The organism is Oscillatoria salina IIICB1 (genome assembly GCF_020144665.1).
Taxonomy (GTDB): domain Bacteria; phylum Cyanobacteriota; class Cyanobacteriia; order Cyanobacteriales; family SIO1D9; genus IIICB1.
Map to the genome: position 1 here is coordinate 1 of NZ_JAAHBQ010000009.1, position 20,619 is coordinate 20,619.

Annotated in this window: 16 protein-coding genes; 15 read left to right on the plus strand and 1 reads right to left on the minus strand. The window is 39.7% G+C overall.

Annotated elements, in window-relative coordinates; all coding sequences use genetic code 11:
- Nucleotides 1–403: 403 nt before the first annotated feature.
- The 15 genes from G3T18_RS03140 to lepB all read left to right on the plus strand — a co-directional run bounded on the left by G3T18_RS03140 (nucleotide 404) and on the right by lepB (nucleotide 18,301).
- The gene (locus G3T18_RS03140; protein WP_224409069.1) at nucleotides 404–1,156 is read left to right on the plus strand and encodes a WecB/TagA/CpsF family glycosyltransferase; all 753 of its coding nucleotides are present in this window, start codon (nucleotides 404–406) and stop codon (nucleotides 1,154–1,156) included.
- An 80-nt stretch (nucleotides 1,157–1,236) separates the two neighbouring features.
- Nucleotides 1,237–2,349 (plus strand): glycosyltransferase family 4 protein, encoded by a 1,113-nt coding sequence (locus tag G3T18_RS03145; RefSeq protein WP_224409070.1) that lies wholly within the window; start codon nucleotides 1,237–1,239, stop codon nucleotides 2,347–2,349.
- 30 nt (nucleotides 2,350–2,379) lie between these two features.
- The gene (locus G3T18_RS03150; protein WP_224409071.1) at nucleotides 2,380–4,620 is read left to right on the plus strand and encodes a GumC family protein; all 2,241 of its coding nucleotides are present in this window, start codon (nucleotides 2,380–2,382) and stop codon (nucleotides 4,618–4,620) included.
- A 67-nt stretch (nucleotides 4,621–4,687) separates the two neighbouring features.
- Nucleotides 4,688–6,067, plus strand: a complete 1,380-nt coding sequence (locus G3T18_RS03155) for a flippase (RefSeq protein WP_224409072.1) — start codon at nucleotides 4,688–4,690, stop codon at nucleotides 6,065–6,067.
- 14 nt (nucleotides 6,068–6,081) lie between these two features.
- The gene (locus G3T18_RS03160; RefSeq protein WP_224409073.1) at nucleotides 6,082–6,984 is read left to right on the plus strand and encodes a sulfotransferase domain-containing protein; all 903 of its coding nucleotides are present in this window, start codon (nucleotides 6,082–6,084) and stop codon (nucleotides 6,982–6,984) included.
- 62 nt (nucleotides 6,985–7,046) lie between these two features.
- Complete coding sequence (locus G3T18_RS03165) at nucleotides 7,047–7,985, plus strand: glycosyltransferase family 2 protein (RefSeq protein ID WP_224409074.1); 939 nt, start codon at nucleotides 7,047–7,049, stop codon at nucleotides 7,983–7,985.
- Complete coding sequence (locus tag G3T18_RS03170) at nucleotides 7,979–9,229, plus strand: O-antigen ligase family protein (RefSeq protein ID WP_224409075.1); 1,251 nt, start codon at nucleotides 7,979–7,981, stop codon at nucleotides 9,227–9,229. Before G3T18_RS03165 ends, G3T18_RS03170 begins: the two co-directional genes overlap by 7 nt.
- Nucleotides 9,230–9,289: 60 nt before the next feature.
- A complete protein-coding gene (locus G3T18_RS03175; RefSeq protein ID WP_224409076.1) occupies nucleotides 9,290–10,384 on the plus strand; it encodes a glycosyltransferase in 1,095 nt (364 codons plus the stop codon).
- Nucleotides 10,385–10,447: 63 nt separating this feature from the next.
- Nucleotides 10,448–11,557 (plus strand): glycosyltransferase family 4 protein, encoded by a 1,110-nt coding sequence (locus tag G3T18_RS03180; protein ID WP_224409077.1) that lies wholly within the window; start codon nucleotides 10,448–10,450, stop codon nucleotides 11,555–11,557.
- Nucleotides 11,558–11,620: 63 nt separating this feature from the next.
- The gene (locus G3T18_RS03185) at nucleotides 11,621–12,232 is read left to right on the plus strand and encodes a serine O-acetyltransferase (RefSeq protein WP_224409078.1); all 612 of its coding nucleotides are present in this window, start codon (nucleotides 11,621–11,623) and stop codon (nucleotides 12,230–12,232) included.
- A 67-nt stretch (nucleotides 12,233–12,299) separates the two neighbouring features.
- On the plus strand, nucleotides 12,300–13,403 hold the full coding sequence (locus G3T18_RS03190; protein WP_224409079.1) for a glycosyltransferase family 4 protein: 1,104 nt from the start codon (nucleotides 12,300–12,302) through the stop codon (nucleotides 13,401–13,403).
- A gap of 66 nt (nucleotides 13,404–13,469) precedes the next feature.
- The gene (locus tag G3T18_RS03195) at nucleotides 13,470–14,348 is read left to right on the plus strand and encodes a DUF6492 family protein (protein WP_224409080.1); all 879 of its coding nucleotides are present in this window, start codon (nucleotides 13,470–13,472) and stop codon (nucleotides 14,346–14,348) included.
- Between the two features lie 128 nt (nucleotides 14,349–14,476).
- Nucleotides 14,477–16,813 (plus strand): carbohydrate-binding protein, encoded by a 2,337-nt coding sequence (locus G3T18_RS03200; RefSeq protein ID WP_224409081.1) that lies wholly within the window; start codon nucleotides 14,477–14,479, stop codon nucleotides 16,811–16,813.
- 81 nt (nucleotides 16,814–16,894) lie between these two features.
- Complete coding sequence (rpe, locus tag G3T18_RS03205) at nucleotides 16,895–17,602, plus strand: ribulose-phosphate 3-epimerase (RefSeq protein WP_224409082.1); 708 nt, start codon at nucleotides 16,895–16,897, stop codon at nucleotides 17,600–17,602.
- 99 nt (nucleotides 17,603–17,701) lie between these two features.
- Nucleotides 17,702–18,301 carry a signal peptidase I gene (lepB, locus tag G3T18_RS03210; protein WP_224409083.1) on the plus strand — a complete coding sequence of 200 codons (600 nt, stop codon included), beginning with the start codon at nucleotides 17,702–17,704 and terminating at the stop codon, nucleotides 18,299–18,301.
- 38 nt (nucleotides 18,302–18,339) lie between these two features.
- Here the strand turns inward: lepB and G3T18_RS03215 are convergent, their stop codons facing one another.
- The gene (locus G3T18_RS03215; RefSeq protein ID WP_224409084.1) at nucleotides 18,340–20,547 is read right to left on the minus strand and encodes a GumC family protein; all 2,208 of its coding nucleotides are present in this window, start codon (nucleotides 20,545–20,547) and stop codon (nucleotides 18,340–18,342) included.
- Nucleotides 20,548–20,619: the final 72 nt, after the last annotated feature.

Sequence of the window (20,619 nt, forward strand, 5' to 3'; positions counted from 1 at the left end):
CCAATCGCGCTCTTTCCTCGATCGACCGTCAAGGTCAACTTTGTCACTTAGGGAATAGTAACAATTACTTATTGAGATAGATACATCAGCGAACAATTAAATTTAAAGTTTAAGTAAAGTTACTGCCTCAAACAGCAAACTAACTACCGTTTGCCTAATTTTACTGAAACTCTCAACCTGCCTGGCGAGAAGACAATCCCGGGTCTGAGAATTTATCGCCTGATTTTCAGCCCTAATGCCGCCTAATTTAAAGATTCAATGAAGATTCAGTAAAGGTACTGACTCTCAGCCCAAGTAGTCGATATAATCTACATAAATTCCACTAGACTACGCAAAAATTATTTACTTATCCTCTTCGGAATTTTACTTACAAAAATTTTTTTAGTTGTACTGGGGTGTCCATATGAATAGAGTTAACTTACTTAACATCCAAATTGACAATCTGAGCCTAAATGAATTGTTAGAAAAGCTTAAGCAAGGAGGTGTAGTATATACACCTAACGTAGATCATCTAATTAAACTCCAAAAAGATTCGGAATTTTATCAAATATATCAAACTGCCGATTTTCGAGTTTGTGATAGTCAAATTTTGCTGTTAGCATCTAAATTTTTGGGTCAACCAATTAGAGAAAAAATCTCTGGTTCAGATTTATTTCCCGCTTTTTGCGACTATTATAAACAGGATCGAGATGTTAAAATTTTTCTTCTCGGAGGACCAGAAGGAGTAGCCGATCGAGCACAAAAGAAAATTAATGCTAGAGTAGGACGTCAAATAGTTGTCGGTTCTCATACACCTTCTTTTGGCTTTGAAAAAGACGAACAGGAATGTCAGAAAATTATTAATTTAATTAATAACTCTGGAGCGACAGTTTTAGCGATCGGTGTAGGCGCCCCGAAACAAGAAAAATGGATTTTTAAATATAAAAATAACTTGAAAAATATCCAAACTTTTCTGGCAATAGGTGCTACCATCGAATTTGAAGCAGGTGCCAAGAAAAGAGCGCCAAAATGGATGAGTCAGTTAGGTTTAGAGTGGTTATTCCGACTGATTTTAGAACCGAAGCGACTTTGGAAAAGATATTTAGTAGAAGATATTCCTTTCTTAGGACTAATTCTGCACCAAAAACTCAGTTTGCATTTAGCAAGAACTAGGTAGGAAACTCGCAAAAAGAGTGTGATAGAATAAACCGTACTTCTAGTGACTACACTGGAAAATAGCTACTCGTAACGAAAAAGATGAAAAAGCTGAATGTGGTGATGCTCGGTCCTGGGTTGGAAGAGAAAGGAGGAATGGGTTCAGTAGAAACTCTAATTCTGAATACTGCCCCTTCCGAAGTAAAAATTGAACACGCTTCCACCTGGGATGGAGAAAGCAGTACATTGAAACTCTTTTCTCAGGCAGTAACTTTTTTCTTGGGGAAACTATTACGAGGAAAAGTAGATTTAGTTCACATTCATGTAGCTGAAGGAGGTAGCACAGTGCGAAAATCAATCCTCGCACTGATTGCCTTCGCCTTCCGTAAGCCAGTAATCATGCACGCTCATGGTTGCGAATTCCATTTGTTTTACGAAAAACTACCTAAACTGCCCAAAATAGGACTCAACTGGGTATGGCGACGATGTAGCTATATAATCGTCTTATCCGAAAGCTGGAAAAAATTTTACAGCGATCGCTGCGGCTTGAAACCAGAACAAGTGGTAGTCCTTCCTAACCCAGTAGCTATCCCTGAGAGCATACCCGATCGCCAGAACTCCGAACAAGTTAAATTCCTGTTCCTGGGAAAAATCAATCAACGTAAAGGCATCTTTGACTTACTCCAAGCCTTTGCCCAACTTCCACCACCACAGCGAGAAAAAGCACAGCTAATTTTAGCAGGAAGTGGAGAAATCGAACAAGCAACCAACCTAGCTCAAAGCTTACAAATCGACCAACAAATCCTCTTCCCTGGTTGGATAACCAAACAGCAATGCCAAGAATTATTAGCCCAGGCTGATGTCTTCCTCCTCCCTTCCTATAACGAAGGTTTGCCAATGGCATTACTAGAAGGAATGAGTTGGGGACTACCAGCAATTACTACCCCCGTAGGAGGTATTCCAGAGCTAGTCACAGACAAACAGACAGGATTATTAGTTAATCCGGGTGACATAACCGGGTTAAAAGAAGCAATGCAGTCTTTAATTGAAGATCGTTCTTGGAGATTACAGTTAGGAAAAGCTGCCAGAGACTGTGTCGCCCCCCTAGACGTAAAAATTTACAGTCGTTCTCTGTTTGATATTTATTACTCAGTAGGAGCAAGGAAGGAAAATCAAGATGCCAAAATTACTAACCTTAAGAGAGTGGCAGAGTAGCACTAGATTTGGTAGGAATTAGAATAAGAGATGATTCCTGCTTTATTAAAAACATCTATGCAACCTCAAGAACATCCGGAAGAAATCGATTTGCAGAAATACTGGCTGATTTTGAAAAGGCACTGGTTGCCCGCAAGCCTAGTTTGGATAGCAGTTGTTGCTATTTCTCTTTATAAAGCCCTGTCGATCGAGGATATCTATCAAGCTTACGGCAAGCTGAGATTCAAAAAACAAAATACTACTTCCGCCTTGATTACGGAAGCTGGAGAAAAAATTGGTAAACTAGATTCTTTAAATACCAACAATACTCCTTTAGATACAGAAGCACAAGTAATTCGCACAGCTCCCGTTGTCAATCGAACTATCGAAACCTTAAATTTAACCACCGAAGAAGGCAAACCTCTAACTTACCAAAAATTCATTAGCCGCCTTAACGTTAGTAATATTCCCGGCACAGACGTTTTACTAATTTCCTATAAAAATCCCGATCCAGAAAAAGCTGAGTTGGTAGTTAACCAACTTATGGAAATTTATATCGAAAATAATATTCTGGTTAATCGCGCCGAAGCAGCCGCAGCACGACAGTTTATTACAGAACAACTTCCCAAAACCGAAGCAGCGCTACAAGAAGCAGAAATAGCACTGCGAAACTTTAAAGAGAAATACGAGATCGTCAATTTGGCAGCAGAAAAAGAATTCGCCGTTGCTCAAACTAATCAATTAGATAGCCAAATTGACCAAGCAAATATGCAACTGCAAAGAGTTACAGTTAGGATCGCAGAAATTCAAAACCAAATGGGACTGAATTCTCAACAAGCCTTAGCCGTAAACTCTTTAAGCGAATCCGAGGGAGTTCAGCAAGCACTTACGAAATTACAAGAAGTAGAAGAAGAGTTAGCCACCGAACAAAGTCGGTTTTCCGATCGCAACCCAATAGTAATCAACTTACAAGAAAAGAAAATAGCCCTAGAGGATCTCTTAGCACAACGAGTCAACGCAGTTTTAGGTGAGTCCCCAAGACTCAGCGAACAAAATTTCCAGATGGGCGAACTACAAGCAGGTTTAACCGATAAATTGGTAAGTGCTGAGTTAGAACGTCGAGAACTACTCGAACAAATAGAATCTTTAGAAAAACTGCGCTCATTGTATAACCAACGCGCGAATCAAGTTCCGAAACTCGAACAGTTACAGCAAAAATTACAGCGACAAGTAGATGCTGCTCAATCTACTTATCAAATTTTACTCAATAACTTACAACAAGTTCAAATTGCTGAAAATCAAAATGTAGGCAACGCTCAAATCATTAGTCCGGCTATTGCCTCAGAAGATCCAGTTTCTACCAGTAAAAAAATGGTTTTAGGGACAGGAATTATTTTTGGTGCTGGACTATATGTAATTACAGCATTTGTCCTAGAACTGATCGATCCCTCAGTTAAAACTAGCAAAGAACTGCGCAATTTGTTTAACTATACATTATTGGGTATGATTCCTAGTTCTCGGAAAAAAGGTATTTTTTCCAGAATGCAAGTAGAGTCAACTATCCCAGAACGTCAAGTTATCGACTCACCTCATTCTATAAATAGCGAAGCCTACCGAATGTTGCAGGCGAACTTGAAATTTCTCAGTCCCGATCGCGACTTAAAAGTAATTGTCGTTACCAGTTCAGTTTCCAAAGAAGGAAAATCCACCATCTCAACAAACTTAGCCGCCGCGATCGCCCAACTTGGTAGTCGCGTCTTATTAGTCGATGCCGATCTACACCATCCTTACCAACATCATATTTGGCAGTTAACTAACGAACTAGGTTTGAGTGACGTAATCGTCGATCGCGCGGAATTAGAACGAGCAGTAAAACCAGTTATGCCTCATCTTGATGTTTTACCCTCAGGAGTAATTCCTCCTAATTCTTTAGCTTTGCTAGAATCCAAGCGCATGAAGTTATTAATTGAGAGTTTCCGTCAAGATTACGATTTTGTCATCATTGATACACCTCCACTGTTACTAGTAGCAGATGCCCTCACACTCAGTAAAATGACAGATGGAATTTTGCTAGTAGCAAGACCAGGCATAATTGACAGAGTAAGTGCAACTGCGGCTAAAGAACTTTTACAAAAATCAGGTCAAAATGTTCTCGGCTTAGTAACGAACAGTGTCTTCGTTGAAAATGAACCTGATAGTTATTTCCATTATGCTAAAAGCTATCATGAGGATCATAGTGATGTGCCAGCAACAAAAGTACCCAAAGCGCCCACAAACTCTCTGAAACCATAAATCAAACAAGACAGACAAAATTAAAAATTTTCCCCAAACAATTTGTGCTTTTTGTTAGGTACTTTTTATGTATCAGCATATCCTTACTGCCGCAACCAGATTAAAGCAGCATCTTCTCAATTCCGGACAAAAACTTATCAGAAAAACTCAGTCTGACAGTCTGCAAGGCTTCATCGCCAGGGTCGCAGCAGGAACTTTTGGGATCAAAGTAGCCAATGCTTTTTTGGCATATGCTATTAGCTTACTTTTGGCGAGAATTTTAGGAGCAGAAGGATTTGGCAGTTACGCTTATGCCCTAGCTTGGGTAAGCCTTCTGTTAATACCAGCAGTACTGGGACTTGAAGGAGTAATTACCCGTGAAGTTGCCGTTTATCAAACTAAATCAAACTGGAGTCTGGCTCATGGTCTTCTTCGTTGGGCTAACCAAGTCGTTCTACTTTCTGCTCTCATCTTGGGTATCTTAGCAGCCGTGGTTATTTGGGTTTTGACCCCAACTTCAGACTCACAAACGCTCTTTACATTTTTAATCGCCATAATTTCATTACCTTTTGCCGCCTTAGCAAGACTTAGACAGTCAGCAATGCAAGCTATTCAACGTATTGTCATCGGGCAAGTACCAGAAATGCTCGTTCGTCCGATCTTGTTAATTATTCTACTTGGGGGATTGTCTCTTCTGGGTATCAGTTTGAGTACCCCTTGGGCAATGGGAATGAATACTGCGGCTACAGGAATAGCTTTTTTGGTTGGAGCATATTTACTCGATCGATATTTACCAGAGAATATTAAACATACACCTGCTGAATATCGCCCCTTACTTTGGCTCCGCAGTGCATTACCAATGCTACTTATTGGTAGTTTATACATTGTTAATAACCAAACAGACACAGTGATGTTAGGGGCAATGAAAGATTCAGAAGCGGTAGGTATCTACACGGTTGCTAATCGAGGTGCTAGTTTAATTACATTCGTGTTAGTAGCTTTCAATACTTCTCTCGCACCTACTTTTGCGAGTTTATATGCCCAAGGAGATAAAAGGCGACTACAGCGAGTCGTTACCAAAGGTTGCCGAATGGTTTTGTTAGCTGCTTTACCAATTGCTTTTGCTTTAATAGCATTTGGTTATTGGTTTCTCTTGCTTTTTGGTGCAGAATTTGTTCAAGGGCAAACAGCCCTAACAATTTTAAGTTTTGGTCAGCTAGCTAATGCTGCTACAGGCTCAGTTGCTTTACTATTGATTATGACTGGTCACGAACGCGATACGGCGATCGGTATTTCTGCCAGTGCGCTTTTAAATATTATTTTAAATGCGATCCTGATACCCCAGTGGGGTGTAGAAGGTGCTGCTACGGCAACAGCAACTAGCACATTTTTTTGGAATATTATTTTAGTCGTATTTGCCCAAAAAAGGTTGCAAATTAACTCGACTGTTCTCGGAAAACTTAATTGAGGGGATCGAAAAAAATGAAGAAGCCAAATTTTTTTATCATCGGCGCTCCCAAATGCGGGACAACCGCCCTGAGCGAATATTTGAAAACTCACCCGAATGTTTATCTATCTTCCCCTAAAGAACCTCATTATTTTGCAGAAGCAGAATTTAATACTCCTAATCTAAAAACCTGGGAACAGTATTTAAAATTGTTTGAAGAGGCTACTGATAAGCATCTCGCAATTGGAGAAGCCTCAGTACACTATTTGTATTCGTCTATTGCTTTACAAAGAATTTATGAATATAACTCAAAGGCTAAAATTATCGCAATGTTTCGCAATCCAGTAGATTTGGTTTATTCTTATCACTCTCAACTGGTGTATAACTACGATGAAGATGAAAAAGATTTTGAGAAAGCCTGGAGTTTGCAGAAATCTCGTCAAGAAGGCTTTAATTTACCTAAATTAGCTCAAAATCCTTATGTTTTTCAGTATAAGTCAATTGGTCAATTAGGTTCTCAAGTAGAGAAACTGTTACAAATATTTCCCTCTGAGCAAGTAAAATTAATTCTATTTGATGATTTTAAATCTTCAACAGCGACAATTTATCGAAAAGTTTTAGAATTTTTGGAACTACCAGATGACGGCAGAGTTGATTTTCCGCGAATTAATGCCAACAGAAAGCACAAAATAGCTTGGTTGGGGATAATTACCGAAAAAACTCCTCCGAGTTTAATGAAAACAGCAGCGATCGCCAAAAAAGTTTTAGGCGTAGAAAGTTTTGGACTGGTGAATAAAATTCGACAGACAAATAGAGAAGAATTTAAACGAAAACCTCTTAGCTCAGATTTTCGTGCTAAATTGATCGAGGAATTTAGCACAGAAATTGATACTCTGTCAAGAGTTTTACAAAAAGACTTAACTCACTGGAAGATTTAAGCAAAAAATTATTAGGTTTACACAAGTTACAAGAAATTTTTTAGTCATGTCTAAATTTAAGTATGGACACTAATCCTTTAGTCAGTATTCTCATTAATAACTATAACTACGAGCGCTTTCTTGGAGAAGCAATTAACAGCGCCCTCAACCAAACCTATTTTAACTGCGAAGTAATTGTTGTCGATGATGGTTCTACAGACAACTCACCGGCAATAATTGCTAGTTATGGCAAGCAAATTATTCCCATACTCAAAAAAAACGGCGGTCAAGCTTCAGCTATTAATGCAGGCTTTGCTGCAAGTAAAGGAGAAATCATTTGTCTTTTAGACTCTGATGATTTATTTCTGCCCACAAAGGTAGCCGAAGTCGTCAAGATTTTGAGTAATCAACCAGATTTAGGTTGGTGTTTCCATCCCCAAAATTTAGTTAATACAGACGAGCTTGAACTTGAAAAAGAAATGCCTTTTGAAGGTAAACAAATAAGTGCTTCCAGAGAATATGATTTAAGAATACCAATTAGGAGAGGTAAAATTAACGGCTATCTTCCTCCCTGGGGAATTCCTGCCACTTCTGGGCTTTGCTTTCGGCGATCGCTTTTAGAAAAGATTTTACCAATGCCTGGAGGCGAAAAAGTTTCTTTGAGCGATAACTACATCAAGTTTGCTGCACTAGGTTTAGCTAAAGGTTTTGCTTTAGCAAAAGAATTATCTCTTCAGAGAATTCACAATAATAATATTTACACTTACCGGAAAGATCGAGAAAAAGAAAAAGTAAGAGCTAAAATATATATTTTAACCGCTTATTGGCTGAGAATAAATTTCCCTTCAATAACTAAGTTTGCCAACAATTCTTTTACCACCGGATTAAGTCTCTATCAAAGTACAAATAGCAATGATGCTGAGTGCCAAGTAGTGATTGAAAAATACTTATCATTGTTAAGTTTGCCTGAAAAAGTTGAAAATAATTTAAGGCTTTTCTACTATCGCTTAAAGACATGGTAAAAATATCTAAATTAGAAAATATATATTCACTTTTTGCCCTACTGTTTTTCAGTGGCGCCCTAGCTTTTGAAAGTTTATTTGCCAAATCTGAAGGTGAATTGGGTTCTCCTGTCCCTGGTTATAATCCACTTTCTTCTCTTTTATCCTTGTGGCAACATGGCATTTTTTTACTGGCTTTAGCTTTGCTGGTTGTGCGCTGGCGAAGGACTCTTGGCGCGGCATTAAGAAATAAATTTATTTGGTTTTTAATTGCCCTAATTATAACTTCTTATCTTTGGTCGGATTTTCCGGATTTTACCCAACGTCGTTCTCTGGCTCTTTTAGAAACAACTACATTTGGTTTATATTTAGCTTCACGCTATAGCTTAAAAACCCAGCTCAAATTTACAGCTATGGCACTGGGAATTGCCGCCGTTTTAAGCCTTTTATTTACTTTAGCTTTGCCAGGACGAGGTATTGAAAGTGGAGTTCACGCAGGTGCTTGGCGAGGAATCTTTATTCAAAAAAACATTTTTGCTCGCTTAATGGTTTTGAGTTCGATAGTTTTTTTAGTTGTAACTCCAGAAAATCGCAAACAACGTTATCTTATTTGGGCTACTTTTGGTCTTTCTATTGGTTTAATTCTGCTCACAACTTCAAAAACTGCTCTAGCATTATCAATGATTCTCTTACTTATGTTTCCTTTATATCAAGCGTTTCGATGGCGATTTACTTTGGCAACACCTTTCGTCCTTAGCGTAGTTTTGGTAGTTGCTAGTACAGTTACTTGGGTTTTGAGTAATGCAGAAAGGATTGTTAGCAGTGCGGGACGCGATCTTACTTTATCTGGACGGACGATAATTTGGTCTGCTTTAATAGATAAAATTCAGGAACGACCTTGGTTAGGTTATGGATATATGGGATTTTGGCACGGCATTTACGGACAGTCAGCTTATGTAGGAAAAGTTTATGGAACAACTTACATTCCGCCTCATTCTCATAATGGTTTTTTAGAGTTAGCTCTTGCTTTTGGCTTCGTCGGAGTTTTATTTTTTGTACTGAGTTTTATCAGTATTGCTAGAAGGGGAATTCTTTCAGCCCGTTTGACGAAAGCTAAAGAAGGATTGTGGCCTCTGATGTATTTATCGTTTCTAATACTTTATAATCAAACTGAATCTACACTCGTAGAACATAATTCAATTTTTTGGGTATTGTATGTGTCATTGGCTTTGTCGAGATTTATCCCAGCGAGACAAACAGATTAACAGCGAGTTCGGTGTCGTGAAAAATTCTCGCCCTAAGCTTTGATTGAGGAGAATTAATTAATGGGTAAAGTAGCAATATTTCTTTCGTCTTTAGAAGGAGGTGGAGCAGAACGAGTAATGCTTAACTTAGCTGAGGGTTTCTGTAAAAATGGTCTTGGCGTGGACTTGATTTTAGTTAAAAGAGAAGGTTCCTATTTGACTCAAATTCCAGCAAACGTCAAGGTGATTAATTTAGAGAAGAAGCGATTACTACAAAGCTTACCTGCTTTAGTTAATTATTTAAAGAAAGAGCGTCCTTTAGCGGTGTTGTCGGCGTTGGAAGATACTAATTTAGTCGCATTGGGCGCTAAATTTTTTTCGGGAGTTTCCACTCAAGTCGTTGTTACGGTACATAATACACTTTCTCAGGAGTCCCGAAATGCGACAAGTTTGAAGCGGAAAATAATTCCTTATGTGGTTTCGTGGTTCTACCCTTGGGCAGATGCAGTGATAGCTGTATCTCAGGGCGTAGCCAAGGATCTGACTAAACTAGGCTTGCGATCGCGTAATCTAAAAGTTATTTATAACCCGATTGTCACTCCCCAGATGAAAGCAAAAATTCAGCAACCACCAGAACATTCTTGGTTGGCGCCTGGAGAGCCACCTGTAATTTTAGGGGTGGGACGTTTGACTAAGCAAAAAGATTTTTCTACTCTTATTGAGGCATTTGCCAAAGTCCGACAACAGCAACCAGCGAGACTGATAATCTTAGGAGAAGGTGCAGAACGTTTACCATTAGAAACTTTAGCTCAGAAACTTGGTGTCGCCAAAGATCTAGATTTTCCTGGTTTTGTGGATAACCCTTATGCTTATATGGCAGGTGCTGCTGTACTGGTTCTTTCTTCTGCTTGGGAGGGTTTTGGCAATGTACTGGTAGAATCAATGCTAGCAGGAACTCCAGTAGTTTCGACTAATTGCGAAAGCGGTCCGGCAGAAATTTTAGCAAATGGCAAATATGGAAAATTAGTTCCTGTAGGAGATAGCGAGGCAATGGCAAAAGCGATCGCTCAAACACTTGCAGAATCTCCTGACTCCAAGTTACTGCAAAAACGAGCATTGGATTTCTCTTTGGAGAAAGCTCTTTCACAGTATCAGCAGTTATTGCCCCTTAACTAAAAACTGCTTTTTGGGTAACTATGAATTTGAAATTACAATTATTTCAGTTACAAGGAAAAAACTATGCAAATCAAAAAGCTTCTGGTTACGGGAGAGGAAGGATTTCTCTATCGCTATCACTTTCTGGTTGAAGCTATCTCTCAATACGTTAAGCAAGTAGAAACTTTACCCAGTGGCAACTTTTCTAATTTGCGAGTTATTGAATCATTAATTAGTTTGATTTATCGAATAACTTACAAAATTTCCTTAAGTACCGCCGATCGCCTTTTTCAAAAAAATAAACGAGCCTTTATTGCTAAATCTCGTCAAACTGAAGCGAAAATTAAACAACTAGGATACAAACCGGATCTAGTTCTTCATATTTTTAGTAAGTATTGTCCAATTTGGGATAATAATTTAGATATTCCTTATGCTATGTATCTCGATTATACAATGGCGCTTGCGATCGAAAATTGGTCTCCTTGGGCACCTTTTTTAAATGACAAAGAACGTGAAGATTGGCTGGAGTGCGAACGTCAAGCATACCAAAAAGCTACTCATCTTTTTACAATGAGCGAACAAGGAAAAACTTCTCTCAAAGAAGATTATGATGTGCCTGAAGAAAAAATTACTGTGGTCGGTTCTGCTGGTAATTTTCAATTTCCATACGAGGGCAAAAAAACCTTTGGCAGTCAGCAAATATTGTTTAATGGTTCGGACTTTGAAAGAAAAGGAGGCGATTTAGTTTTAAAGGCTTTTCCAAAAGTAAGAGAAGCACTTCCTAATTCCCAGCTAGTTATAATTGGTAAAAAAATTTTGACTAGCGAACCAGGAATTATTAATCCCGGACGGATATCATCTCGAGACGAAATGCGCGAACTTTTCCTCAACAGTGATTTAGTAGTTGCTCCTTCGCGGTGCGAACCTTTTCAAGAATTTTTGCTCGAAGCACTGAATTACGGAGTTCCTTGTCTCGTTTCCGATAAAGATGGAATGCCAGAAATTATTGATGACCAAGTAGATGGGATTGTAATTCGGGAAATGGATGCTGAAGTTTTCGCAAATAAGATTATTGAATTACTCTCTGATTCTAGCAAATTAATTTCTATGTCTAAACAAGCGAGGAAGAAAATAAAATATCAATTAAACTGGAATAAAATTGCCGTTAAGATGCTGCAAAAATTGGCAAGTTGAAAGTGGCTTTCTAGGAAAAAGTGAAAAACAATTTCTAATTTAAACGAAGAACAAGTTATTATCATGTTAGAAAACTTACGCGCAGATATCGATCGGTATGTATATACCGATAACACACCCTGGTTGATGGTAGTCTTAACAAGGCAAGGTGTATGGGCTACGGCTCAATACAGGTTTAGTCGTTGGGTTCACTATCACGTTCATATACCTGGTATTCGACTTATTTTAAAGATTTTATCGGCTATCTGGCGAAAAATAATTGAGTTTATTAGTGGTATTGAGTTACCCAATAGATCGGAAATTGGCAAAGGTCTTTTTATACCTCATCCATACAATATAATCGTCGGTGGTGCGAAGCTCGGTGAATATTGTACGATAAGTCAAGATGTGACGATTGGAATTGGTGGCAGGGGAGATAAGCAAGGCTTTCCTAAAATTGGCGATCGCGCTTATATCGGTGCGGGCGCTCGGATTATTGGTTCAATTACGATTGGTAATGATGTGGCGATCGGAGCTAATGCAGTGGTTACTAAAGATTTACCCGATAATGCTGTAGCTGTAGGTGTACCTGCAAAAATAATTAATTACAAAGGCTCAAAAGATTTTATATTTTATCGGGAACAAGAATCTGAGGAAGTTACCGAATTAGTAAATGAAGTTCAAGAGCAAAATTGAAAGTAATAGCAAGTTAAAAATTTACTGAGTTTGAAGATCGATTTGTTGATAGCTTTAACTAATTTATATGCCTCTACTCTATCGCTTTGGTTTTGTCCTCGAACAAACGCTAGGTCATGTTACCCACGCCCAAAATCTAATCCAGTCGCTGGCTGAAGATAATTCTGTACAGCCATCTTGGATGTTAGTACCTCTGGAAGTTAACGATATTTGGAAAAGAATACGAGTACCGAATATATCTTTGTTGCTTAGTTTGCGAGCTAGAGGTATGGTAAAAACAGCCTTACGCCAAGAAAATTTAGACTGTTTGTTCTACCATACGCAACTGACTTCGTTATTTAGCTTGGAACATATCCAGCGTATTCCCACCGTAATTTCTTTGGATGCTACGCCTGATAACTTTGAAACGATCGCCGCAGCTTATAGTTCTAATACTGCTAAAGGAGCGATCGCGCGACTGAAATTTGCTTGGTATCGAAAAATATTTCAACAAGCGGCGGCTTTAATAACTTGGTCAAATTGGGTTAAACAGAGTTTAGAGAAAGATTACGGGATCGAAGCTGATAAAATTACGGTCATACCTCCAGGTGTTCATCTCGATCGCTGGCATTTTACTCCTAAACCAGTAGTAACAGATCGACCTATGCGTCTGCTGTTCGTTGGTGGTGATTTTGAACGCAAAGGGGGAAGTATCCTGCTGGATGCGTTTCGTGGAGGTTTAGCCGATCTTTGCGAGTTAGATATCGTTACAAAAGACGAACAAATTTCCTCAGAAGGTTCGATTCGCGTGCATCGAGGATTAACACCGAATAGCCCTCAATTGCAACAGTTGTTCGCTGAGGCAGATATTTTTGTCTTTCCCACGTTAGGAGATACAAACGCGATCGTGGTTTTGGAAGCAATGGCATCAGGACTTGCGGTAATTACCACTAAGATAGGAGCATTAGCCGAAGAAATAGAAGACGGGGTGAATGGGTTATTAGTACCAGTTAATGACTCGGAAGCGATCGCTGATGCCGTGCGATCGCTATGTGAATCTCGCCAACGTCTAGCTGCAATGAAAGTCGCCAGTCGTGCTAAAGCTGAACGTTATTTTAGTGCTAAGCATAATTATCAAGCTTTGGTAGATATTCTTAAACATTGTGTAGACAAAAGCAAGGGCAACTTTTAAACTCAATTATCTTTGCTAAAGAACGTTATTTTATTTCACGAGAACGCGCTAAAAACTGCAAAAAAAATGAACGATAAGCAAGTTACTTTTGGTATTATTACTCCTAGCTATGCTCCTGATTTCGAGCGCTGTAAATTATTGTGTGAGAGTGTCGATAAATTTATTTCTCCGGCTGTTAAACATTATTTGATTGTCGATCGGCGAGATTTACAACTTTTTCGGCAATTAGAAAATTCCCATACTGAACTGCTAGCAGTAGAAGATATTTTACCTTGGTGGATTCAGCGCGTACCTTTCCTAAAAAAAGCCTGGTTGAGCCTGAAAACAATGCCTTTACGGAATTGGTTAGTTCAGCAAATTGTCAAGATTGCCACCGGACAAGAAATTGCCGAAGATGTAGCTGTTTTTGTGGATTCAGATGTAGTCTTTGTCCGCCCTTTTGATTTTCAAACTTTTGTTCGTGATGACGGGAAAGTAAGATTTTATCGCGAACCAAAAGGAAACGAAATTCAAAAGAAAGTACATCTCAAATGGCATCAGTCTGCTAGTAATTTGCTAGGATTGCCTGATGTAGATCTGACAATTCCTGACTACATTGGTAATGCGATTACTTGGAAAAAAGAAAATGTAGTTAAGTTATGCAAACACTTGGAAAGTGTGTCTGGACGAGGATGGATTGAAACATTAGCAAATACTTATAATTTATCTGAGTACGTGCTTTATGGTATCTTTGTCGAGCGGATTTTGCAATCAGAATCAGGACATTACAATCGAGCAGAAAATCTTTGTAATGACTATTGGTATCCCGAAGCTCTTGATGATGAAAAATTGTCACAATTGATTAAAAAAACTGCACCAGAACAAGTAGCTTTGATGATTACAGCGAAAGCGGGAATGCCAGTAGAAAGATATAAACCTTTGTTAGAAAAAGAGTTTTCTTTTTAATGTTTGAAAGGTTCAAGGGGAGAATTTGTAACTCTAAAGTATCGGTTTGGGAACTTTTAGTATGCGAGCATCTCGCTCGCTATTTTTATACATCTCTAGCTAAAAATTAACTATTTTGTTTAGATAAAATGAATTTCGTAGATAGAAAAAAAGCCCGTTATTTAGTTAATAAAGTTAAATCTTTGAGAATTTTGCCAAAAGCTAAATTGGCTTATCTGGGTTTAGCGATCGCTACTTTATTCTTCGTATTTTTTAGCAAAAATTTATTGACTTTAACCGACAATAGTGGTATATCAAGCCTACCAAGCGAGGTAGCTTTATTTACAACGACAACGAATGAAGTATACGAATGGAAAAATGTCAAAATTGGTGGTGGTGGTTTTGTGACGGGTATAGTCGTTCATCCTACAGTTCCTGACATAGTATACGCTCGTACTGATGTGGGTGGATTATATGGTTGGAACTCGACAAACCAAAGTTGGCGACAATTATTTCAGGCTGATAACTTACCCGAAAATATACCATATCCACCTTACTCAGTTGAAAGTGTAGCGATCGCGCCTAGCAATCCCGATTTAATTTATGTAGCAACTGGTGCTTATACTAAATCTCAAGACAAATTAAATCCTGGATATACCCTTAAATCTAGCGATCGCGGCGAATCTTGGCAACTCCTCAATCTTTCTTTACCAATGGGTGGAAACGAACATTGGCGATGGACGGGAGAACGTTTAGCAGTAGATCCTCATAACCAGAATATCATTTATTTCGCTTCTCGTTTAGACGGACTTTGGCGTAGCGAAAACGGGGGAGAAACTTGGAATCAAATCGATCCGAAAATGGTTCCCGTAGGTGAATCTCATCCCGATAGCGAACAAAAAGCTGGCGTAACTTATGTAGTTTTCGATCCCACCTCAGATACAGTTAATAGCCAAACTCAAATAATCTATGCCGGGGTAGCTGGTAAAGGAATTTATCAAACTACTGACGGCGGAACTAGCTGGAAACTTTTACGAGAATTTTCATCTACCGATCTCGTTCCTCAACAAGGAATTGTTAACAATAAAGGAGAGCTATTTACTACTCTTTACCAGCGACAAAAAGATTCATTAGGTAGTGTTTGGAAATTCACCTCCACAGGTTGGCAAGATCTTACCCCAGAAACAGGGAAAAACTATTCGGCTATTGCTGTCGATCCTCACCAACCGGAAACTATTTTTGTCGTTACTTATCCGATGACTCCTAATAACATTTACCGTTCCGAGGATGGCGGTACAACCTGGACAACATTGAAAAATACTATTAACAAAGTATCTTGGTATCCTGACTGGTGTTTTTACACTCTGACAGGAGGTATAGCTATTTCTCCTTTTAATTCCGAAGAAGTTTGGCTGACTAATGGTGTTGGGGTTTGGAAAACAGAAAATAGTCGCGATCGCCAGGTAAAATGGGCAGCAGTCGTGAATGGAATTGAAGAAATTGTTACCTTTGATGGCGTAAGTACGCCCGGAGGAGCAAGTTTGCTGACTGCGATCGCCGATTTTGATGGATTTCGCCATGATTCTTTAGATGCTTTCCCTGAGAAAACTCACGGTAGAGAAGTTTTTAACACAACCACCAGCATCACCTACAGCAGTGGTAATCCTAACTTTATTGTTTCTGTCGGCGCATCTCATCACAATTTTTCCCAAATTCGTGCCGGATTTTCAACTAATAATGGAAAAACTTGGCAACAATTTCCTTCCTTAGAAAAAGGAACTCATCCCAATGAATTAATCTTTGGTAACGTGGCTGTTTCGGCTACAGATGTCAACAATATAGTTTGGCAACCTACTAACTGGAAACCTGCTTATTTTACTAAAGATCGAGGCAAAACCTGGCAAAGAATCGATTGGTTTACCGAAGGAGATCTTGGCGGTGGAGCGCATACTCATCTTTGGAATAGTCAACAAATATTAGCCGCAGATCCAGTTCGAGGTAGCACATTTTACCTTTATCATCACGTCAAGGGACGAATGTTACGCAGCGACAACGGTGGTGAAACTTGGCAAATTGTCAATGAGATGCTACCTGAAGGCGTCTGGAAAGGAGCGAAAGTAAATACTGCTCCTGGTATGGCTGGTGAAGTTTGGGTGAGTTTAAAAGAAAAAGGCTTATATCGCTCCGGCAACTTCGGTGAAGAGTTTGTCAAAGTGGCAAATGTTGACGAAGCACAAGTTTTTGGCTTTGGGAAAGCAGCTCCTGGGGTAAATCATCCGACAGTTTTCCTTGAAGGAAAAGTCGCTGGAGAGTCGGGAGTTTTTCGCTCAACCGATCTCGGTAAAACTTGGCTACGCATCGCTGACTACCCTCAAGGCTATTTGGGGGACTTCAATGTCTTGGTGGGAGATTTAAATGTCTTCGGACGAGTTTTTTTGGGAACTAGTGGGAATGGATTTATTTACGGAGAGCCGCAAACAGATTAATTGAGGTTCCCACGCTCTAGGGAAAAAACTAAAGATTTTGTTAATATTATTACCAAATATGAATTTTACTGAGAAACCACGATGACCAATACCCCCTCCGATAATAAAGTTGTAATTGCACCGTCGATTCTGTCGGCGGATTTTAGCCGTCTGGGAGAAGAAATTAAGGCTGTAGACGAAGCGGGTGCTGACTGGATTCACGTTGATGTGATGGATGGTCGCTTTGTGCCAAATATTACCATTGGTCCACTGATTGTGAAGGCAATTCGCCCAGTGACGAAAAAGCCTCTGGACGTTCACTTAATGATCGTGGAACCAGAAAAATATGTCGAAGATTTCGCTAAAGCAGGCGCGGATCTTATTTCTGTTCACGCCGAACATAATGCTTCGCCGCATTTACACCGCACTCTCGGTCAAATTAAGGATTTAGGTAAGCAAGCTGGAGTTGTACTTAATCCGGGTACTCCTTTAGAGTTGATTGAGTATGTGCTGGATTTGTGCGACTTGATTTTAATTATGAGCGTTAACCCTGGTTTTGGAGGTCAAAGCTTTATTCCTGGTGTAGTACCGAAAATTCAGCAATTGCGTCAAATGTGCAGCGATCGCGGACTGAATCCTTGGATTGAGGTTGATGGCGGTCTGAAGCCAGATAATACTTGGCAGGTGTTAGAAGCTGGTGCAAATGCGATCGTTGCTGGTTCGGCTGTATTTAAAGCTCCTAGTTATGCTGAGGCTATTGAAGGTATTCGCAACAGCAAGCGTCCTGAAAAGGAATTAGTTACAGCTTAATTAGTAATTTAATCATCAGGAGAAAAGGCGATCGCCTTTTCTCCTGATTTTATCAATCAATTTGGTATAAATATATGTTCTAGTAGCTAAGTTTTGTCCATGCCTTTACGACATAATCTTAATCTATTAGCTAAAAAGCCGCTAATTTTACTAATCGTTATTACTGGTGGTTTTTTTTCTCTGAGTATCCTCGCTTTTTTGGGTTATCTAAGTGTTGCTTACAAAAGTTTTTATGTACCTTCTGGTTCTATGGAACCAACTTTAAAAATTAACGATCGTTTATTGGCAAATCGATTAGCTTATGATTCTCGCCTACCTCAGCGAGGAGATATTATTGTTTTTGAGATAACTGAAGCTTTACGAAAACGAAATTTTCAAGGTACTTTTCTCGGTCGAGTTGTGGGTTTGCCCGAGGATAAAATCGAACTCAAAGAGGGAAAAGTTTACGTTAACAATACAGTTTTAACAGAAAATTATCTTCAGGAAAAAGAGACAGAAATTTTTTGTTTACCTGAAGATCGACCTTATCTGACTCAACCAGTAGTCATACCAGAAAACTCATACCTTGTCTTGGGAGATAACCGCGATAATAGCTATGATGGTCGCTGTTGGGGAGTTGTTCCCGAAGAAAAAATAATTGGCAAAATAGTCTTTCGCTATTTCCCCTTTAAACGTTTCGGTTCTTTGAACGAGAAATAGGCTTATGAACTACAAGAGCAAATTTACTTTGACTCCTCTTACCGATAAGTAGTTTGAGGTGAAGGTTCTTTTTCTGTTTCTGGAGATAACTCTGGAGTGTCCTCTTCACCGAGTCGATCCGGTTCTTCAAAATGAGTTTCTTTCACCTCTGGAGCAGAAGGAAGTGGAACAAACTTATCAACATCATTAATTACTGCTCCCAACAAAGGCAGTTCCGCTTCAGTAAATCGATCGGCAGTTTCAGTTAGCATCGCGCCGACAGTGTAACCAGGTCGAGTGACTAAAACTATACCATCAGTAAGAGGTTCAAGTAAGAGAGCATCATTACAACTGAAAAGGGAAGGAGTATCTACCACTACAAAATCGAAGCGTCCGCGAGCATCTTCAATCAACCGTCGTAGTTCGCTAGACTCAACAATAGCCGCAGCTTGGCGTTGCGGTCCGGGACTAGGAACAATATAGAGATTTTGGATTTCGGGAACTAAGCGAATGCAATCATTGCGAGAACCGTAATAACGTAGAGGTTCGACTTCAGCATCAGGATCGGCAGCCAATTTTAGAGCTTGAGAATGAGAGCGATCGCGCAAATTAGCTTCAATTAACAAAGTACGCTTACCAGCCGCCGCCGAGGCGATCGCCAAATTATACGCAGTCACCGTCTTACCTTCTTCGTGACTTACACTGGTAATCAACACCACCTTCGGTGGTTTCGCACCTAAACGACGGATATTACTACGGAACCGTTCGTAAAGCGGTAAATAAGGAGAATCCGACTCGATAATTCCCGTTTCTTCCGGAACTGGCACCATACTGAAAACGCGAGGTAGTTCTCCCAACAGCAACACATCCCGACTCGAAAGAGCTTCTCGCAACTCTTGAGGCGTATAAAGCTTGTTATCCAAAGTCGAAAGCAAGAAAATTACCCCACCAGCCACCAAAGCACCAATACCTACACCCGCACCAACTAAAATAATTGGACTCATCGGCGGTTCCGGTTCCTCAGCCTTGATCGTTGGTTTTTGCGTCACCGTCAAACTACCCACCGTTTCCGCTTCCGCGGCTTGAGCATCCAGCAACGCCGCTTGAATTTTCCCATAGAGAGACTGTTGCAGTTGCACCTCCTGCTGCAAGCGAGCTTGTTCCATCTGCTTATTCGGTAAAGACTCGTAAGTTTGCCGCAATTCCAACTCCGTTTCTCTAGTCGCTGCTAATTGTTGGATAAGCGTTTCCCGTTGAGTTTGCAATTGAACCAAGTTATTTGCTAATTGCTGTCTCGCTGGATCTAAAGCACTATCTTGACGAATTTGACTTGGTAAAGGAGCAAACTCACCTTGACCCCCGATTACTTCCGCCGCTCTTTCTCGCAACAGTTGTTCGTTAGCTTGTTGCTGTCGGCGCAACTCAATCATTTGTGGATGTTCCGGACGCAAATCTTCCTCTAAAAGTTCTATTTGCGCCTCAGTTTGATAAATTTGCGCCCGCAAATTAGCAATAATTGGGTCAGCACTCAAAGCCGCCGAAGTATAAGCTTCATCAGCACTTAAACCCAACCTATTTTCCAAACTTCTAATTTGCGTATCGATTCCTTGGAGAGTAATTCTTAATTGACGTTGTTGTTCTTGAGCGCCAGTAATTGCTCCCACTAAAGTACCGTCCTGAGCAGCTAACAAAGCCGAACCTTCCTCACGCACAAATCGATCTAGTTCTTGTTCTGCCTTTTTTACTTCCACCAAAACTTCTGGTAATCTTTTTTCCAACTCCTCAATCTTTTCTCGGAGTCGAAAAGTATTACGTTCTCGACTATAATCAACGATCGCTTGCATAAACGAAGCCAGCACCTTCTCCGCCGCTTCTTCGGTGGGAGCCACGTATTGCAAGCGATATTCCGGAGGCTCGTCTTCTTTGGGAATTCTAATATCTATTTGCTTATCAGCAATAATCTTTTTTACTTCTTTGATTTCCGCACCTAATTGTTGGGCGACATTTTCAATTACCCAATCAGCTTTAATAATATCGCCAGTAATTTCTCTACCTTGTTGTTGCAGTAATTCTCCAGTTGCCGTAAAAGTAACAGGTTGAGGACTATATGTTAAGGTTCCGTTAGCTCTATAGATTGTGGGAGGAGTTGGTGGTGTTTGCACAGCTACTACCCCAGAAACCCCGACAACAAACATAAAACTGAATAAACCGATCCATTTGTTGCGATCTAGGGAGATAAGAAAGCGTTTAACAATAGGTAGAGTCATAACTGTAAAAGCATTGGGTGAAACAAACTTGAGCGTTAGCTATATTGGTTATTTTTGGCGATCGTCTCCACG

Excerpts from the sequence above, each read along its gene's own strand:
- G3T18_RS03160 (WP_224409073.1), top strand. The coding sequence starts at position 6,082 with ATGAAGAAGCCAAATTTTTTTATCATCGGCGCTCCCAAATGCGGGACA.
- G3T18_RS03145 (WP_224409070.1), top strand. The coding sequence starts at position 1,237 with ATGAAAAAGCTGAATGTGGTGATGCTCGGTCCTGGGTTGGAAGAGAAA.
- G3T18_RS03215 (WP_224409084.1), bottom strand. The coding sequence starts at position 20,547 with ATGACTCTACCTATTGTTAAACGCTTTCTTATCTCCCTAGATCGCAAC.
- G3T18_RS03200 (WP_224409081.1), top strand. The coding sequence starts at position 14,477 with ATGAATTTCGTAGATAGAAAAAAAGCCCGTTATTTAGTTAATAAAGTT.
- G3T18_RS03180 (WP_224409077.1), top strand. The coding sequence starts at position 10,448 with ATGCAAATCAAAAAGCTTCTGGTTACGGGAGAGGAAGGATTTCTCTAT.
- G3T18_RS03150 (WP_224409071.1), top strand. The coding sequence starts at position 2,380 with ATGATTCCTGCTTTATTAAAAACATCTATGCAACCTCAAGAACATCCG.
- rpe (WP_224409082.1), top strand. The coding sequence starts at position 16,895 with ATGACCAATACCCCCTCCGATAATAAAGTTGTAATTGCACCGTCGATT.
- G3T18_RS03155 (WP_224409072.1), top strand. The coding sequence starts at position 4,688 with ATGTATCAGCATATCCTTACTGCCGCAACCAGATTAAAGCAGCATCTT.
- G3T18_RS03140 (WP_224409069.1), top strand. The coding sequence starts at position 404 with ATGAATAGAGTTAACTTACTTAACATCCAAATTGACAATCTGAGCCTA.
- G3T18_RS03190 (WP_224409079.1), top strand. The coding sequence starts at position 12,300 with ATGCCTCTACTCTATCGCTTTGGTTTTGTCCTCGAACAAACGCTAGGT.
- G3T18_RS03165 (WP_224409074.1), top strand. The coding sequence starts at position 7,047 with ATGGACACTAATCCTTTAGTCAGTATTCTCATTAATAACTATAACTAC.
- G3T18_RS03175 (WP_224409076.1), top strand. The coding sequence starts at position 9,290 with ATGGGTAAAGTAGCAATATTTCTTTCGTCTTTAGAAGGAGGTGGAGCA.
- G3T18_RS03170 (WP_224409075.1), top strand. The coding sequence starts at position 7,979 with ATGGTAAAAATATCTAAATTAGAAAATATATATTCACTTTTTGCCCTA.
- G3T18_RS03185 (WP_224409078.1), top strand. The coding sequence starts at position 11,621 with ATGTTAGAAAACTTACGCGCAGATATCGATCGGTATGTATATACCGAT.
- lepB (WP_224409083.1), top strand. The coding sequence starts at position 17,702 with ATGCCTTTACGACATAATCTTAATCTATTAGCTAAAAAGCCGCTAATT.
- G3T18_RS03195 (WP_224409080.1), top strand. The coding sequence starts at position 13,470 with ATGAACGATAAGCAAGTTACTTTTGGTATTATTACTCCTAGCTATGCT.